Origin of the sequence: Myxococcus hansupus (genome assembly GCF_000280925.3) — a bacterium.
GTDB lineage: Bacteria > Myxococcota > Myxococcia > Myxococcales > Myxococcaceae > Myxococcus > Myxococcus hansupus.
Genome location: NZ_CP012109.1, coordinates 5,685,853 through 5,701,576 on the forward strand (window position 1 = coordinate 5,685,853; position 15,724 = coordinate 5,701,576).

11 protein-coding genes are annotated in these 15,724 nt (G+C 69.1%); 9 read left to right on the plus strand and 2 right to left on the minus strand.

The window, feature by feature from the left end; genetic code table 11:
* Positions 1-8 precede the first annotated feature (8 nt).
* The 3 genes from A176_RS21975 to A176_RS21980 all read left to right on the plus strand — a co-directional run bounded on the left by A176_RS21975 (position 9) and on the right by A176_RS21980 (position 1,752).
* Complete coding sequence (locus A176_RS21975) at positions 9-200, plus strand: hypothetical protein (protein WP_002638990.1); 192 nt, start codon at positions 9-11, stop codon at positions 198-200.
* A gap of 180 nt (positions 201-380) precedes the next feature.
* On the plus strand, positions 381-992 hold the full coding sequence (locus A176_RS41250) for a transposase (RefSeq protein ID WP_082282788.1): 612 nt from the start codon (positions 381-383) through the stop codon (positions 990-992).
* Positions 993-1,182: 190 nt separating this feature from the next.
* A complete protein-coding gene (locus tag A176_RS21980) occupies positions 1,183-1,752 on the plus strand; it encodes a hypothetical protein (protein ID WP_144429581.1) in 570 nt (189 codons plus the stop codon).
* Between the two features lie 863 nt (positions 1,753-2,615).
* Here A176_RS21980 and A176_RS21985 read toward each other — a convergent pair.
* Positions 2,616-3,920, minus strand: coding sequence for a hypothetical protein (locus A176_RS21985; RefSeq protein WP_002638987.1), 1,305 nt, complete (start codon positions 3,918-3,920; stop codon positions 2,616-2,618).
* 171 nt (positions 3,921-4,091) lie between these two features.
* Entirely contained in the window at positions 4,092-4,748 is a 657-nt protein-coding gene (locus tag A176_RS21990) for an MBL fold metallo-hydrolase (protein WP_002638986.1), read from the minus strand.
* 105 nt (positions 4,749-4,853) lie between these two features.
* Between A176_RS21990 and A176_RS21995 the strand changes: the two genes are divergently transcribed.
* From A176_RS21995 to sppA, 6 genes are all read left to right on the plus strand, one after another.
* Positions 4,854-5,513: a hypothetical protein gene (locus tag A176_RS21995; RefSeq protein ID WP_002638985.1), complete on the plus strand. Its 660-nt coding sequence runs from the start codon at positions 4,854-4,856 to the stop codon at positions 5,511-5,513.
* A 307-nt stretch (positions 5,514-5,820) separates the two neighbouring features.
* Entirely contained in the window at positions 5,821-8,196 is a 2,376-nt protein-coding gene (locus A176_RS22000) for a DNA gyrase/topoisomerase IV subunit A (protein WP_002638983.1), read from the plus strand.
* Between the two features lie 12 nt (positions 8,197-8,208).
* The gene (locus A176_RS22005; protein WP_002638982.1) at positions 8,209-10,140 is read left to right on the plus strand and encodes a DNA gyrase/topoisomerase IV subunit B; all 1,932 of its coding nucleotides are present in this window, start codon (positions 8,209-8,211) and stop codon (positions 10,138-10,140) included.
* A gap of 107 nt (positions 10,141-10,247) precedes the next feature.
* Entirely contained in the window at positions 10,248-11,708 is a 1,461-nt protein-coding gene (locus tag A176_RS22010) for a PEGA domain-containing protein (protein WP_226993955.1), read from the plus strand.
* Between the two features lie 35 nt (positions 11,709-11,743).
* Positions 11,744-12,946: a PEGA domain-containing protein gene (locus A176_RS22015; protein WP_002638980.1), complete on the plus strand. Its 1,203-nt coding sequence runs from the start codon at positions 11,744-11,746 to the stop codon at positions 12,944-12,946.
* A gap of 48 nt (positions 12,947-12,994) precedes the next feature.
* Positions 12,995-15,472 (plus strand): signal peptide peptidase SppA, encoded by a 2,478-nt coding sequence (gene sppA, locus A176_RS22020; protein WP_002638979.1) that lies wholly within the window; start codon positions 12,995-12,997, stop codon positions 15,470-15,472.
* The last annotated feature ends 252 nt before the right edge of the window (positions 15,473-15,724 follow it).

Consider the following 15,724-nt stretch of genomic DNA (forward strand, 5'->3'; position numbering starts at 1 on the left):
AAGTCCCCATGCGTCCATTCCGTGCGGTTCGCTCGCTTTCATTGGCCGTGTTGCTGGCCGGCGCGTTGATGACGTCCAGTTGCACCCAGCAGCCCGCGGGCGTGGGCCTTGGGTTCACCACGCCCTCCCCTTGGAACGCCACGCCGCAGATGGAGATCACCACCACGTGGGACGGCGGCCCCATGTACTGGGCACCGTGACGGCTCCAGGGTCGGCCAGCCCGCGGGCAGACTAGGGGCTGTCCCTGATCACGTGTTCGAGAGTCGACCCCGGCGTGCCAGCTATCTGGCACGTTGGGGCAGGTCTTCAATCTGCGTTGCTGTCTGGCGCCAGGCATGAGCAACGCGGGCTGTGCGCCGACATGAACTGAGCGATGCCGAGTGGAACCGCATCGGGCCCCTGTTGGGCTCCAGAAGCGGCCCTCGCTCGAAGCGAGGGACCGTAACTGCATCAACGCCGTGGTGTGGCGCGTAAAGACTGGGGTGCAGTGGCGGGACTTGCCCGAGCGGTTCGGTCACTGGAAGACGGTCTACAATCGGTTCCATCGCTGGGCGAAGACAGGGCGCTGGGAAGCCATCTTCAAGGCGCTGCGGCTCGATGTGGATGAACTTGGCTCCCTTGCTGACGCATCGGTCGTCCGGGTGCATCAAGACGCCGCGGGCGGAAAAGGGGGCTCCGAAGCAATGCTTTGGGGCGTTCTTCCAGGAGCTCGCACGGGCGCGTCCTCCTGGAGCGGAGCGAGCCTCTCGCACGGGGGGCCCTGGCGGGCCTTCCTTCGGGCCCCATCACCGCGCCGACGTCCTCGTTTGCGGCGCGCTTCGGCGTTCCGTCATACTCCCCACCCACGCACCTGGCCGCGTCCGCCAGGCGCGCGTGGCATTGTGCCCACGATGGGGGGAATGAACGATGGACTCCGGTGGGAAGATCCAGGCGGCCCTGACGCGGCTGAAGTCGGTGTTCGAGCCAAAGGATTACGGCTGCGACATCGGTGAGAGGTGGAGCGAAACCGACCGCGACCAGCTCTCTGAGGCGTTCGGCCATCCCCTTCCGCCCAATCTCCACGCGTTCCTATCGGGGGAAACCCCCGAGGGGCGGTTCTCCCCTAAACGAGACCATCAGGCACTGAGGGCGGTAGAGCTTCTCACCCGCCTGGAGCTTGAGGACTGGAAGCAGGTCCAGTGCGTGCCCCTCATCGAGATCGAGCCGGATGAAGACGGCCTGTCTCAGTTTCTGGCCATCTCTCTCGAGGAGCCGGAGGGCCCCTTGCGCCAGTTCCGCTACGGCCCCGAGTTCGTCGGGCTCTCTCCGCTGACTCTGCTCGGATGGGTCGAACTCGTATGCGACGACCTGGAGACGCACGAGTACCCGCCGCGCTCACTCATGCCTACCAGCCTCTGGGAGCCGGTGAGTTACGCCCTCTCCGAGCAGGACCTCATGGAGTTCCCCCCGGGCGTGGCCTTCCTCGTCAAGGAGCCGCGCAAGAGCCAGTACGCCCTCTGGGCGCTCTACGCCAAGGTGGCGCCCGAAGCCTGGGCCCTGCGCAAGGTGCATCCGCTGGTGGTGAAGCGGGCTGTCCCCCCGGAGTTCCGTGACGGAGGGGAGAACATCCACCACATGTTCGGGGCCATCAACATCGCGACCAAGAAGCTCCATTTCGCGATTCGTCGGGCCCCCGAGCTATGGAAGAAGGACGCTGCGAGTGTCGCGGACTCGCTCGCCCGTCCTCGCGACTTCATGTGGAGGGGGAAGTGATGATAGCGCTGGAGTGACTGACAGGCATCTCCCCGACATCCTCGCGCGAGTCCACCCGCCCGACGCGTCAGCGCGCGACGTCGATGGAGAACCCGCCCGGCCTGAAGGTGCGGAGCGTGCCCAGGAGAAGCCGCCCGAAGTTGCGCGCTCCGGGTAGGCACAGCACATCGGACTTCACGCTTGCCTGCCTGGCCCCAGTGACCTCAGAGCGGGACGACCGCGAAGAGAGAGCCGCTCAAGCTCCGCGCGGCGGGCCTCGGAGGCATCGGCTTCTTCGAACGCGTTGAGCTGCCAAGCAGTCTTGGTGGGTGCCGTGCGGCTGATAGCACCGTCCTTGTTCACCGACTTCACGATGAAGCGCTTGGTGGCGATGGCTTGGTTCGTGCGTATGGTTGCGTACGAGCCTGCGAGAGTTGACGAACGACGAAAAACTCATCGGGGAGTGCCTCCGCGCGGCCGTCGGAGGTGGCGGTCAACGGCACGCTGAACAACCTCCTAGGCTATCCGATCAAGAAGCGGGTGCTCTGGCCTCAGTACATCTCGGTGTCGCCCGAGGAGATTCAGGCTGTCCATGCCCGGTGGAGAAAGGCCGATCCCCAGAGCAAATGGGCCACGCCCCCCTGAGCCCACGTCCTCCCAACGCAGAGGTGATGCCCCATCACCGGGCGCATTGAAGCACATCCGGGAGTTGCCACACCTGTCGACCGAAGCTTCGCGTGAGGCCTCGATGCGCTCATCGGCGCCCCGAATGCGACGCCGATGAACCACCCGGCAGCCGAGTCCTCCCGTGCCGCCGGGCTTTCAAGGAGGCTGGAATCACCTCCCCGGCGGCCGGAGCGAACCGGCCCCGGGGAGACTTCGCCTTACGCCTGCGGCGCGTGGACGCCGTTGGACATCTCGTTGCGAATGATCTCGGAGACGCGCTCGCGGACCATCTCGCCCACGCGCTCGCGGACCTCGGAGCTCACGCTCTCGCGCACCGCGCTCGCGATGCGCTCGGGGTCGACCGAACCGCCAGGCTGCTGGTGCCCCGGCATCATGGGCGAACCAGCACGCATCGCCTCGCCAAGAGCGGAGCGGACCGCCTCGGGCAACTGGGACCGGAGCGCCGAATCCAGCTCCGAGCGCATGTTGCTCATGAGGCGCTCACGCAGGGCGTCCGACAGACGCATGCGAATGGCATCCGCCAGACGCTCCACGTCGGGCATCCCCATCATCATACCGCCCTGCCCCATCGGCATGCCGTGGCCCATCATGCCGCCGTGGCCCATCATGCCGCCGTGGCCCATCATGCCCCGGTGACGGGCGATGGCGCCGCGCAGCACCTCGCCCATGCGCTCACGCAGGACCTCGCGGACGCGCTCACGAATGACCGGGGAGAGCCGCTCCCGGACCCCATCGGCCAGCCGCTCATGGAGGGACGTCGCGATGCGCTCGGGGTCGAACGAGCCCGCCGCCATGCCGCCCCACTGCCGCGCCATGACGCCGCGCAGGCCCTCGCTCAGCCGCTCACGGAGCGCATCACGGACGCGCTCACGCAGGCTGTACACCAGTCCCTCGTGAAGGGCCTCCGCCAGGCGCCCGCGGATGGCGTCCGCCAGCCGCTCCACGTCATGCGAGCCCATGCCGGGCATGCGCTCCGACATCACCGAGCGCAGCGTGTCCGTCAGCCGCTCACGCAGAGCCTCGCGCACGCCGTCATGCGCAGCGGAGCTGATGCGCTCGCGCAGCGATTCCATCAGCCGGCTGCGCACCGCCTCCGCCAGCCGCTCGGGGTCCGGCGCACCGAACTGCCACTGCTCGACCATCGCCATGCGCAGCGACTCGGCCAGCCGCTCGCGGATGCCGTCACGGACGCGCTCATGCACGACGGCGCAGATGCGCTCGCGCAGCGTCTCCGCCAGACGGGAACACAGCGCGTCGGAGATGCGCTCGGGGTCCATCATCATGCCGCCCTGCTGCGGCATCATCCCGAAACCCTGCGGCATCGCCCCGCCGCGCTCGGGCATCGCCTGACGAATGGCCTCGGCCACGCGCTCACGCACCTCCCGGCCGAGCCGGTCCTCAATCGCAGAGACGACCTGCTCGCGGACCGCTTCGGTGAGGCGCTCCTTGATGGACTCACCGAACATCTGCTGCATCTGGGGCGAAACCTGATCCTGAAACATGAGAACGCTCCTGACTCGGCGCCTGGACTGCGTGGAACAACGGCAGGCGAAGCCTTCACCTGCCGGGCGCGATTCAATAGACAGGCACGCACTCAGCGTAAACGTGACCTCGGTGTGAGAGCCCGTTGGGCGCCCGACACCGGTCATCCCGGCGTGACACACGACGCGCGGTTACTTCCTCGGCCGCATCCGGAACGCGACGAAGGCGTCCACGTTGTCGAAGGCGAAGTACGGGTTCTTCTGCCGCACCGTCTCCATGGAGGCCACCGGTACGTCCGCGTAGTCATGCCCCGGATAGAGCTTCGCCGTGTCGGGCACCTTCGCCAGCACCTGGGACAGCGAGCGGTACATCTCCTCCGGACTGCCCCCGTTGAAGTCACACCGGCCGCACCCGTTGATGAACACCGTGTCACCCGACACCAGCGCGTCCCCCGCGAGCAGGCAGTGCGAACCCGGCGTGTGCCCCGGCGTATGCAGCGCCTGGAACGCCTGCGCGCCGACGCGGATCTCCTCTCCCGGGCCCACGGGCCGCAGGGCGCCGCTCAGCTCCCGCAACTCGGGAGAGAACTGCACCTCCTCGCGCTGCGCGTACACCGGCACGTCCCACTTCGCCAGCAGGTCGGGCAGCCCGTTGATGTGGTCGAAATGGCAGTGCGAGACGAACGCCCCCACCACGCGCTTTCCGTCCTGCGCCACCGCCTGCGCGATGGCCTCCACGTCCCAGGCGGGGTCCACCACCACGACTTCATCCGAAGCCTGCGGGCCCACCAGGTAGACGAAGTTGTCCATGGGACCGAGCTTGAGCTGCCGCACGTAAGGTTCACGCATCGCGAAATCCTCCTCCTCGTCAGGCACCAGTGTAACGCCCGGGGCTTGAAGGAGCGGGCCCCTTCCTTCTTGAATAGGCCCTTTGCCCCCGGGGAGGTCTCACACGTGAAGCGCCCATTGCTCCTCTGCACCCTGATCGCCAGCACCGCACTCGCCGCCAAGGAGCGCTCTACCTTCCGCTACACCGCGCCTTCGGAAGGCGAGCGCCCCGTCATCGTCGACGCCACCGTCGGCCCCCAGGGCAGTGACTTCGCGATGCGCCTGCGCTTCGACAAGGCCCCCTGGGGCGAGGAGTGCAAGAACCGCTGCGCCAACGCCACGCTGCTGCTCGACACCGACAACAGCAAGCAGACGGGCCTGCGCCTGTCGCAGAACTCCCCCGTCAACGGCGCCGACGTCGCCATCGTCATCCAGGGCGTGCGCGACTACGCGAAGCAGGAGGGCGGCGCGCCGCAGAGCTGGCTGCGCGTGAAGGTCCGCGCGCTCAGCAACGGCGCGTCCTCCGTGGACGACGGCGAGCTGCTCGCCGAGTTCAACCACCGCCAGGACCCCGAGCGCCTCCAGGTGGATGGGGAGACCATCTACCTCCTGATGGACGCCACCAACGCCACCCTGCCCTCCGCCCGCAAGGCGCGCGTCGTCTACCAGCCCCCCGGCGGCAAGCCGATCCAAGCCGTCATCGCCGGCATGCTGGGAGGTGGCGGCGGCAAGGGCGTGCGCATCTTCAAGGATGGCTCCTGGGGGAAGGCCCGCGACGCCCGCTAGGTCGTCCGGAGCCCCTGGCGCCCGGGGAGGCCCATCCTACCTGGTCCTACCCCCACCCAGTCCCTCCGAGAGCCTCCAAGCTCGGAATTCCGAGGGGTTGGAGCGGGGTTCTGCTGGCGAATAGGACTGGACAGGCGTATAGGTGGGCACTGTTGGAGAGTGCGCAACCCCCCGAATTCGTTCCCAATGTCAGGGTGGCATGGTAGTCCCGGCGCCCTGTTACATACCTCTGCCCCCCTCGTGAGGAGTGCGCGACTCGCGCGCCGCGCTCGGGGTGCGGGGCGTTCTCACCTGTGGATTGACGACCATGCTCGCAGATGCCGAATCGAAATCGCGGAAGAAGCAGGGAGCCGGGGGAGGCGGTGGTGGAGGTGGGGGCGCCGCGGGCGGCAATGGTGACGGGTCGGTGCCGGCCTCGCTCGCGGACGAGGCGCGCCGGCGGTACATCAACTACGCCCTGTCGGTCATCACCTCGCGCGCCCTGCCGGACGTGCGGGACGGGCTCAAGCCGGTGCAGCGCCGCATCCTGTTCGGCATGTACCACGACCACCGGCTGACGCATGAGGCCAAGTACCAGAAGTCCGCCAAGGTGGTGGGCAGCGTGATGGGTCAGTACCACCCGCACGGTGACTCCTCCATCTACGAGGCGCTGGTGCGCATGGCGCAGGACTTCTCGCTGCGCTACCCGCTGGTGGACGGCCACGGCAACTTCGGCTCGCTCGACGGCGACGGCGCGGCGGCCATGCGTTACACCGAGTGCCGTCTGGCCATGCTGTCCAGCGAGCTGCTCACGGAGCTGGGCAAGAAGACGGTGGCGTTCCGGCCCACCTACGACGGCACGCTCCAGGAGCCCGTGGTCATCCCCGCGCGGGTGCCGCAGCTCTTGATGAACGGCACCACGGGCATCGCCGTGGGCATGGCCACCAACATCCCGCCCCACCACCTGGGCGAGCTGGTGGACGCGCTGGTGGCGCTCATCGAGAACCCGCAGCTCGTCACCAAGGACCTGCTCAAGTGGATCAAGGGCCCGGACTTCCCCACGGGCGGGCAGATCCTCAACGACAAGAAGGAGCTGCGCGACATCTACGAGACGGGTCAGGGGAGCATCCGGATCCGCGGTGAGTACAAGCTGGAGGACCTCAAGCGGGGCGGCCAGCAGATCATCATCACCTCCATCCCGTACACGGTGAACAAGTCCACCCTGGTGGCCAAGTTCGGCGACCTGGTGCGCGAGCGGAAGCTGCCGCTCATCACCGACGTGCGCGACGAGTCCACGAAGGACGTGCGCATCGTCCTGGAGCTGAAGAAGGACGCCAACCCCGAGCTGGTGATGGCGTACCTGTACAAGCAGACGCCGCTGCAGACGAACTTCGGCGTCAACCTCACCTGCCTGGTCCCCATCAAGGACAAGCCCGAGCTGAGCACGCCCGAGCGGCTCAACCTCAAGGACATCCTCCAGTACTTCCTCGACTTCCGCTTCGACGTGGTGACGAAGCGCTTCGAGCACGAGCTGGGCGAGCTGCTGCGGCGCGTCCACATCCTCGAGGGCTTCGAGAAGGTCTACGACGCGCTCGACGAGATGATCAAAATCATCCGCGCGTCGGAAGGAAAGCAGGACGCGGCCAAGAAGCTCATCGCGCGCTTCAAGCTGGATGAGGTCCAGGTGGACGCCATCCTGGAGATGAAGCTCTACAAGCTGGCCCGCTTGGAGATTCTGGTCGTGGAGAAGGAGCTCAAGGAGAAGCGCGCCGAAATCAAGCGCATCCAGGGCATCCTCAAGGACAAGAAGCGGGTGTGGGGCACCGTCCGGGACGAGCTGGGCGAGCTGAAGACGCGCTACAACGACAAGCGCCGCACGCGCATTGGCGGCGCGGGCTCCGAGGAGATGGAGTTCAGCGCCGAGGCGTTCATCGCGGACGAGGACGCGCACGTGGTCATCACCCGCGACGGCTGGGTCAAGCGCGTGCGCGAGGTGAAGGACCCGTCCACCACCCGCCTGCGAGAAGGCGACGCGGTGATGGCGGTGCTGGCCGGCAGCCTGAAGGCGAACCTGGTGCTGTTCAGCAACTTCGGCACCGCGTACGTCACCCGCTTCAACGACGTGCCCGCGTCCACGGGCTACGGCGAGCCGGTGCAGAAGTTCTTCAAGTTCGACGACGGCGAGCGCGTGGTGTCCGCTCTGTCGCTGGACGCGCGGCTGGCGCGCCCGCAGAAGCTGATGGGCGTGACGAAGCAGGGCCTGGGCATGCGCTTCCCGCTGGAGCCGCACCTGGAGGTCTCCACCCGCGCCGGCCGCCGCTACGCGAAGACGGCGGAAGGCGACGAAATCATCGGCGTGCAGCCCGTGGGAGACCGCGACCTGCTGGCGCTGCTGACGGAGAAGACCAGCGCGCTGGTGTGCAAGGTGGCGGAGGTCAACGAGCTGGCCGGCCCGGGCAAGGGCGTCACCGTCATCAAGGTGGACAGCAGCGACCGGGTGGTGGACTTCCTCGTCGTGTCCCCCTCGCAGAAGGACGCGAAGCTGGAGTTCGAGACGCAGAAGGGCCGCAAGCTGCACCTGACACCCGCGAAGTACGAGGTGACGGGCCGCGGCGGCAAGGGCCACGAGATGTCGAAGCGCGACGCCGTGAAGGAGGTGGCGCGAGCCGTCACCTTCATCCCGTTGCCCGAGAAGAAGGACTAGGCAGAGGACGCCATGGCGACGAAGAAGGATACCTACACAGGCGCGGACATCCAGGTCCTCGAGGGCCTGGAGCCGGTGCGCAAGCGCCCGGCCATGTACATCGGCGGCACCGACAGCACGGGGTATCACCACCTGCTGTGGGAGATCCTCGACAACTCCGTGGACGAGGTCATCAACGGCTTCGCCACCACGGTCGAGGTGACGCTCCACAAGGACTGCCGCAGCGTCACGGTGGTGGACAACGGGCGTGGCATCCCCGTGGACATCATGCCCAAGCACAAGAAGCCGGCCGTGGAGGTCATCCTCACGACGCTTCACGCGGGCGGCAAGTTCGAGCAGGGCAACTACATCCACTCGGGCGGTCTGCACGGCGTGGGCAGCTCGGTGGTGAACGCGCTGGCGCGCAAGCTCGTCGTGGAGATCAAGCGCGACGGCAAGAAGCACGTCCAGACGTACGCGCGAGGCCGCGCCACCAGCGCGCTGAAGGCGGAAGGCGCCGCGCGCGGCACGGGCACTTCCGTCACCTTCGAGCCGGATCCGGAGATCTTCGGCGAGAAGCTGAAGTTCGACGCGGAGACGGTGCGCGAGCGGCTGGAGGCCAAGAGCTACCTGCACAAGGGCATGACGGTCGTCTGGAAGGACGAGACGGCCAGCCCGGCCACGTCGGTGACGTACAAGCACGACGGCGGCATCGCGGAGTACCTCACCAAGGTGGTGTCGGAGCGGAACAAGCCGCTGGTGCCCGCCGGCAGCACGGCCTTCTACCACTCGCGTGACAACGGCGTGCGGCTGGAGGCGGCGCTGGCGTGGACGGAGGCCACGGACGAGCACATCCGCTCGTACGTCAACGGCATCCCCACCCCGCTGGGCGGCACGCACGAGGCGGGCCTGCGCGGCGCGGTGGTCAAGGCGGTGCGCAACTACATCGAGACGCACGGCATCGCGCCCAAGGGCGTGACGCTCACCGCCGAGGACATCCGCGAGGGCATCACCGCCATCCTGTCCACGTACGTGGTGGAGCCGCAGTTCCAGGGCCAGACGAAGGGGCGGCTCAACAACCCCGAGGTGTCCGGCCAGGTGGACGGCGTGCTGCGTCCGGCGCTGGAGAAGTGGCTCAACGACAACAAGTCCATCGCCGAGTCGGTGGTGGCGCGCATCGTCCTGGCCGCCCGCGCGCGCGAGGCCAGCCGGGCCGCGTCGCAGGCGGTGAGCCGCAAGACGGCGGTCAGCCACCGGCTCAATCTGCCGGGCAAGCTGGCGGACTGCTCGTCCACGGATCCGGGCCTGAGCGAGCTGTTCATCGTGGAAGGTGACTCCGCAGGTGGCTCCGCCAAGCAGGGCCGCGACCGGCGCACCCAGGCCATCCTCCCGCTGCGCGGCAAGGTGCTCAACGCGGAGCAGGCGTCCACCGACAAGGTGACGACGAACAAGGAGCTCCAGGACATCGTGTCCGCGCTGGGCTGCGGCATCGGCTCGGACTTCGACATCAGCAAGCTGCGCTACGGCCGCGTCTTCCTGCTGATGGACGCCGACAGCGACGGGCACCACATCGCCACGCTGCTGCTGACCTTCTTCTACCGGCACCTGCGCCCGCTCATCGAAAGCGGCGCCATCCACATCGCCCAGCCGCCGCTGTACCGCGTGGACATTGGCAAGGAGACGTACTGGGCGCTGGACGAGCCGGACCGCGACCGCATCATCAAGGAGAAGGCGAAGGGCAACGCCAAGCCCAACATCATGCGCTTCAAGGGTCTGGGCGAGATGACGCCCGACGAGCTGAAGGAGACGACGCTCGACCCCAAGCACCGCATGAGCCTGCGGGTCACCATCGACAAGCCCCTGGAGACGGACCGGCTCATCAATGACCTGATGGGCAAGGACGTCAGCGCCCGCTTCCGCTTCATCATGGAGCGCGCGGGCGAGGTCCAGGACCTGGACGTCTAGCCAGAGCGGAATCACCACGGCGCGGGTCCCCCGGTACACCCCGGAGGGGCTCGCGCCGAGCAGCAGGGCTTTGGTGCCAGGGCCCAGGCTCGGCTAGCATCCGCGCCGTGACTACGTTCCGCCGAAGCTCCCTGCTCCTCGCGTTTGTGCTGGCCACCTCTCCCGCCTACGGCCAGTCCTCGCGGAAGCGGCCCAGCAAGAAGAAGCCCGCCGCCACCCAGCCGGTGAAGACGACCAAGGCCCCGCCCGCCGACGACTCGGATGATGATGATTCCGTCGAGCCCCGGGCCTTCGGGACTCCCGAGGAGGAAGCGAACACGCAGGTCCCGCCGCTGGTGACCTCCGACGCCCCCACCAAGGCCGCGCCGACGCAGACCTCCAAGGTCTCCGCCACGGCCTCCGCCACGGCGGTGACGGCCGGCGGCCCGCTGGCCCTCTTCACCGTCGCGCGGATGCCCGCGTTCGAGGACGCCGCGCGGAAGCTGGAGGACGACCTGATCCGCCAGTTGAAGGCGGGGGGCGGCGTGGAGCTGGTGGACCTGAGCGTGGTGTTCCCGCCCGCGCCCCCGGCGTCGCTGGCGCGCGCGGACACGCTCTTCGAGCAGGGCCGCTCGGACTACGACAACCTGGACCCCGAGTCGGCCGAGGCGAAGTTCCTCGCCGCGGCGGAGGCCTACACCCAGCACCCGGCGGAGCTGGACACGGAGCGGCTGGGCAAGGCGTACCTGTTCCTGGGCGCGTCGCGGATGCTCAACGGAGACTCCGCGGGCGCCATGGACGCGTTCCGGCGCGCGGTGGTGGCCGAGCCCACCACGACTCCGGACGCCGCGCTCTTCGGCCAGGACGTGATGAAGTCCTTCGACCAGGCGCGCGCCGAGGTGAAGGCGCGGCCGGCCGGAACCCTGGTGGTGGAGTCCAAGCCCGCCGGCGCCAACGTGACGCTGCGCGGCCGTGAGCTGGGCGTCACACCGCTCAAGGGCGTGGAGGTCCCCGCGGGGCAGCACCCCGTGGTGGTGACGCTGCCCGGTCACTCGTCCTTCGCGCAGTACACGGACGTGGCGTCCTCGAAGAGCACCGAGGTGAAGGCGACGCTGGAGCCCACCCCGGGGCTCGCCGCCGTGCGTGACGCGGCGTCCCATGCCGCCACCGAGCAGGCCTTCGAGCGGAACACGCCCCCGCCCGAGACGCTGGCCATCGCGGAGCGGCTCGACGCGCGCTACGTGGTGCTCGCCGCGGTGTCGCGCGGTGAGAAGGGCCGGATGCAGGCGGAGCTGCAGGCCTGGGACGTGCGCACCCAGGCGCGGCTGCGCGGGGTGGAGATTTCGCTGGCGCCCGGCGAGAAGAAGCTCACCCCGGCCGCGGCGGCGGACCAGGTGCGCGCCTTCGTCAACGGCGTCACCGCGCCTCGGAGCACGGAGAGCAACACTTTCAGTACCATCATCAAGCGCCCGTGGTTCTGGGCGGTGGTGGGCGGCGCGGCGGCGGTGACGGCCGGCGCCGTCTTCATGGCGACGTCCCAGGACAAGGGCCGCCCCTTCAACCCCGTCTCTGGTGGTATTGGCTTCTGAGGCCCTGCGCGCCGCCCTGCTTCCGAGGTCACCCCATGAAAGCCCTCGCACTCCTCCTCCTTCCCGCACTGGCGTTCGCGGCCCCGCCCCCGGCGGCGCGCCGCGTGTCCACCCTCCTGGTGCCCATGGATCCAGGCGCCGAGGCGGCCAGCGTGCAGATGGAGGGCTACATGAACGCGGCCCTCGGCCAGTTCGCCGGCATGTCGGTCCGCAAGTCCGAGGAGCTCTTCGGCATGCCCGAGGACCCGGAGGCCAAGGCGTCACTGGACCGCGGGCGCAAGGGCTACTCGGAGAGCGTCGCCGCCTTCGACAAGAAGGAGTACGAGGACGCCGAGCGCAAGGTGCGCGCCACCTTGAAGGAGCTCCAGGGCGCGGCGGCCGCCATGCGGGGGTGCTCGCCGCTGTGTGACGCGCTGGCCCTCTACGCGGCGCTGCTGCACCTGCGCGGGGACACGGAGGAGGCGAAGCTGGCGCTCATCGACCTGATGGCGCTGTCGCCCACCCACGAGCTGTCTCCCAAGCGCTTCTCCCGCGAGTTCATCTCCCTGCGCGTGCAGGTGGCCACCAGCCGCACGTCGCAGTTGCGCGGCTCGGCCACCGTGAAGTCGCGTCCTGCCGGCGCGCGCGTCTTCGTGGACGGCGAGGCCGTGGGCTTCACGCCGGTGACGCTGCCCACGCTCCCCATTGGCAAGCACATGCTGCGCGTGGAGCGCCCTGGCTTCCGTCAGTACGGCCAGCTCATGGAGGTGGCCACGGACGACGTCGAGGTGACGGCGAACCTGGTGCCCACCTCCGCCTACAAGGCCTACGACGCCAAGCTGGACCGAGTCGCTGGCGAGGTGAGCCGGGCGGGCCCGAAGGCCTCCGGTGTGGCGGCCCTCATCCAGTCGCTGGGGTTGGACCGCCTGCTCATCGGAACCCTGCGCAGCCAGGGGGAGGGCTCCGAGCTCACCCTGGGCTACTACGACGGGCGCACCGGTGAGCGAATGGCGGGGCGGCGCATGGCCCTGCAAGGCGATGAATACGGCCAGCTCAAGAACGAGATGGAGCGCGTCGTGAACCAGCTCGTGAACAGCATTGGCGAGAAGGTGTCCAAGAGCCGGGATCCGCTGGACAACCGCGGCGGCATGGAAGACTGGTCCGGGGAGGACCGGGGCGGCCGCACCAAGGCGCAGGACAAGCAGCGCAAGCCGGGGGACGATCCCCTCGACGGTGTGTCCGGAACCGAGGACTGGTGACGCACGGCGCTTGTCCCGGGACGGCTGATGCCTAGAGTCCCGGGGCGTATGCGCCTGCTCGCCCTCCTGCTCCTCCCCAGCCTCGCGCTCGCCCAGACGAGCGTCATCCGCCAGCCCGCCCTGCCCTCCCGGGGCGTGACGCTGCCGCCCACGGGCGCCGCGCTGGTGGACGAGGCCACGTCCCTGGCCCTCAACCCCGCGGGTCTGGGCTTCATCAACGGCAGCCAGCTCTTCTACCTGCACGAGCGAAACCTCGTGCACGACGGCCTGGCGGACGGCGTCTTCCTGGGCACGCGATTCCTGGGCATGGGCCTGGGCGGCTCCATGGAGTGGATTCGCGGCCGGGCCACGCCGGACTACCGCCGCACGTCGCTGGGCCTCGCCCTGGGCACGCGCACGCTGCAGTTGGGCGGCTCCTGGCACTCGTACGGTTCGTCGAACCGGGACATCGACGCCCTGGACACCTTCGACATCGGCCTGACGGCGCGGCCCCTGCGGGCGCTGTCGCTGGGCGCGGTGGTGCGGGACGTCAACGCGCCCACCGAGGGCACGGTGGCGCTGAAGCGGCAATACAACCTGGGCCTGGGGGTGCGCCCGCTGGACGAGCGCTACACGCTGGGCGTGGACTGGCTCTTCTCCGAGGGCGGCTTCCGCCAGGGCCAGGCGACGTACACCCTCAACGCGGAGGTGATTCCGGGCCTCCGGCTGGGCGCGGGCGTGTCCCACGGCTTCACGGCGGGGGTGCCCATCGCGCTCCAGGTGGCGGCCACGGTGGACACCTCGCACCTGGGCCTCACGTACGCGGCGGGTGGGACGAACGCCGGGCTCAATCACGTGGTGGGGGTGCGGCTGTCGTCGGAGACGTACCGCTCCATCGCGCCGCGCGGCGGCGTGGTGACGATGCTGGACCTGAATGACGCGCTGAGCGGTGGCACCAGCCCCGTGTTGTCCTGGCTGGGCGTGAGCGAGGCGGACCCGTACCTGCGCCTGACGCGGTGGCTGGAGCTGGCCACCCAGGACGCGCGGCTGGCCGGCGTGGTGGTGAAGATGGAGAGCCTGCCCGGGGTGAACTGGGGCAAGGCCGAGGAGCTGCGCCAGGCCCTGCTGCGGCTGCGCGCGTCGGGCAAGCGGGTGATGGCCGTGGTGCTGTCCACCGACGACCTGGGCTACTTCATCGCGTCGGCGGCGGACCGCATCTACGCGGTCCAGGACTCGCTGCTCTACATCAATGGCCTGAGCTCGCGCATCACCTCCTACGGTGGGACCATGGAGAAGCTGGGCGTGCACTGGGACGTGGCCCGCGTGGGCCGCTTCAAGACGGCGCCCGAGCAGCTCACCCGCGACACGCCCAGCGACGCGGCGCTCGAGTCCATCAACGCGTACCTGGATACGGAGGTGGCCATCTACGAGAAGGCCGTGCAGGAGGGCCGCAAGGTGCCGGTGGAGCGCCTGCACGCGCTGTGGGCCAAGGGCATCCCCCACGCGAAGGACGCCGTGGAGTTGGGGCTGATGGACGGCGTCATCTCCACCCCGGACCTCGACAAGAAGGTGGCCGAGCTGATTCCCGGTGGGCGCTTCAGCACCACGTACGCGCCGCGCGACGAGCGGGACGGACGCTGGGGACGCCGGCGCCGCATCGCCGTGGTGCCCGTGATTGGTGACATCACCGGGGGCCGCAGCCGTGAGGACCCGCTGGGCTTCAGCCGCATCGCCGGCGCGGAGACGGTGATTCGCGGGCTGCAAGAGGCCCAGTCGGACCCGAGCGTGGTGGGCATCGTCGTGCGCGTGGACTCCGGCGGCGGCGAGGTGCTGGCGTCCCGCCTGATGTACGAGGCGGTGGTCGAGGCCACCCAGCACAAGCCCGTCATCGCCTCCATGGGCGACTACGCGGCCTCCGGCGGCTACTACGCGGCGGTCGGCGCGCACGAGGTGCTGGCGCTGCCCACCACGCTGACGGGGAGCATCGGCGTCTTCTACATCAAGCCCGCCCTCGAAGGTCTGCTCAGCGGGTACCTGGGCGTCCAGCAGCAGAACCTCAGCCGCGCGCCGCTGGCGGACATCCTCGACGTGTGGCGCCCCTGGACGCCGGAGGAGCAGGAGGCCGCGCAAGTCTGGGCGGACACCGCCTACGACAACTTCATCACCGAGGTGGCGCTGCGCCGGAAGATGGACAAGGCCAAGGTGGACGAGGTCGCGCGCGGCCGCGTGTGGACCGGTCAGGACGCGCTCGCCCGGGGGCTGGTGGACCGGATGGGCGGCCTGCTGGAGGCGGTGGACGCCGCGCGGATGCGGGCGGGCATCTCCCCCAGCGAGGAGTTGGACATGGTGGTGATGGGCGAGGCGCGCGGCTTCCTGTCCGGGCTGGGCGGCGAGCCCGGCGTGCGGGCGGCCCTGTCCCTGCTCCCTCCCCAGGAGCCCGCCCTGCCGGAGTCCCTCCAGGCGCTGGCCCGCTCCGCCGGGCTGAGCACCACGCTGCTCCAGCCCGGCCTGAAGGCCATGCTGCCCTTCCAAATCACCGTCCGATGAGGCCCCCGGCGTACGGGGGGAGGTCCGGCGGACGACACCGCGCGAAAAAAGCGGCGGCGCCGTCCCCGGCCTCTGTTACTGTTACCCCTGCACCTCGGACGGCTTTCGGGCCGCCAGGGTGCTCCAGGAACCGGCGGTTCGGCCTGCTCGTCACCAGGGCCCCGCGTCCGCTTCCTGTCCCACGGCCTGAGTCACCTTGCGTCCCCGCCCTCCTCCTGGAGCGGCCGCCCGGGGCGCACACAGTCTGGAACT